Annotated in this window: 1 protein-coding gene and 1 pseudogene; both read right to left on the bottom strand. The window is 44.2% G+C overall.

The annotated features are described in order from the left end of the window. Positions 1-256 precede the first annotated feature (256 nt). On the bottom strand, positions 257-1,279 hold the full coding sequence (locus tag L976_RS01890) for a transposase (protein ID WP_047533649.1): 1,023 nt from the start codon (positions 1,277-1,279) through the stop codon (positions 257-259). 32 nt (positions 1,280-1,311) lie between these two features. Then, a pseudogene (locus tag L976_RS22655) lies at positions 1,312-1,695 on the bottom strand (hypothetical protein); the annotation flags it as partial.

Below are 1,695 nucleotides of genomic sequence, written 5' to 3'. Positions count from 1 at the left end.
TCAATGTGAATAGGCTCGCCATGGCATTGACTCACCGACACGCAGCAAGTCCGTCCTTGGATGCTCGACCGCCCCGTCCATGGGGCGGACGGTTGTTTCGCCCATCACCATGACTCACCTGTTTAACATCGGTGTCGCCTGTTTATTTTAAAGCAGATATGTTGCTCGTTTTGGGACAAAAGCGAGCTATGTTTTGTGCAAAATTATCTTATTTCGGATAAACAAAAATAGCCCTAAACGCTGAGTAGTGATGAACTTAAGGATGTAACGCTTGGCTTGAGGCTTTACCTTTACACCATTTACCGCTGTTGTGCTGCTTTTTAAACGCGCACATGCTATCCCATCGACCACTTATGCCACTGTATTGACGACGAAACTCTTTGGCTGACGTGAGCCACGCATCGGGTGCAATACCTAATTCATTGAGTAGTTTCGGCCGTTGATTATCGATATAGCCTTTCTTATCAAGGCGGATGGCGCGACCCGTCCAATCAATCAGTTCGAGATAATCGGCAAAATGAAAGGGGATGCCCACTTGCGCATTCAGGTGAGCTGCGCCATCGAATTGGACCAACGATTTGCGGAGAATATGAGCTTGATTGGTTGCGGAGTCAGTTTGTGGCGTTGAGATGGCTAATGAACTATTGGGTGAATCTAGCGAGTTAATTCGCTCCTGAATCGATGTAAAATCAGAGGATTGCAAAGAGTCAGCAATGCCTGCTCTGATAGGATTTAAATCGACATACATCATGCACGCGAGCAGGGCTTGCTCATCTAGCAGCGCTTGCGACTTAAAACGCCCCTCCCAAAACGCGCCCTTGCACTCATCTTCACGATTAGCCTTGCGGGCAATTTCTTCGTTTAAACAGCGCATAAACCAAGAAATACTACTTAATCGCTCATGCCATTCGGTAATTAAGCCATCGAGTAACATGCGTTCACCTTCGATTAAAGCATCGCCATTCATATACTTAGTCGCGACAGCATGGCCTTTAGTGATTTGGCACCAACGGCTGATAATGTCTTTTTGCGTTAACGATTTGGCCTTATCGACATCTATTTTAAGCACTAAGTGGTAATGATTGCTCATCACCGCGTAGGCGCAAATATCGATACAAAATATCGCGGACAAGGCTTTGATTTTATCAACAATCCGCTCGTAACTACGCCCAGATAACTTATCATCACCGCACAAAAAAGCCCTTCTGACACAGCGATTTATCACATGATAGAAGGGCGTTGCATTAGCATCAATTAACTGTCTTCTGGCCGAAGTCATAGCAAACTCCACACAGACAAAATCAGGATAATTTAAAGCCTAGGTGAAGGTGCCGAAAAACACAAAAAGATGTGGCTGTCCTTGCTATTTCGTTTGATAAATTCGTCTCTAAAGCTTTTTATGGACATTGAAAAGGCATTATCGACATCCTTAAGAGAAGCAAAAGCTGAGCCGCAACCGCCCGGTGTTGTAGTTAGGAGATAGGAAAAAAGCCAATCATGAAGTGCTGCATTGATCTCACGACGCCAGTCTATGACTTCACTAAAGCTAACCGTGGCATCCTTATAAAAACCCTTAAGATAATTTTCCGTTGCAATCTCTAATGGTTTTGATGCATCAATTTTAATGATTTCAAACGTATAGCCGTGATTCGCTTTATTGTTTACATAGGATAGCCCTGTGAGTATCCCGTTTAA

Source organism: Shewanella sp. ZOR0012 (assembly GCF_000798835.1).
GTDB classification, from domain to species: Bacteria; Pseudomonadota; Gammaproteobacteria; order Enterobacterales; family Shewanellaceae; genus Shewanella; species Shewanella xiamenensis.
This window is presented reverse-complemented; position numbering and strand designations above follow the sequence as displayed.

What these genes read in the sequence shown, in the direction of transcription:
- L976_RS01890 (WP_047533649.1), bottom strand. Translation starts at nt 1,279, where the DNA reads ATGACTTCGGCCAGAAGACAGTTAATTGATGCTAATGCAACGCCCTTC.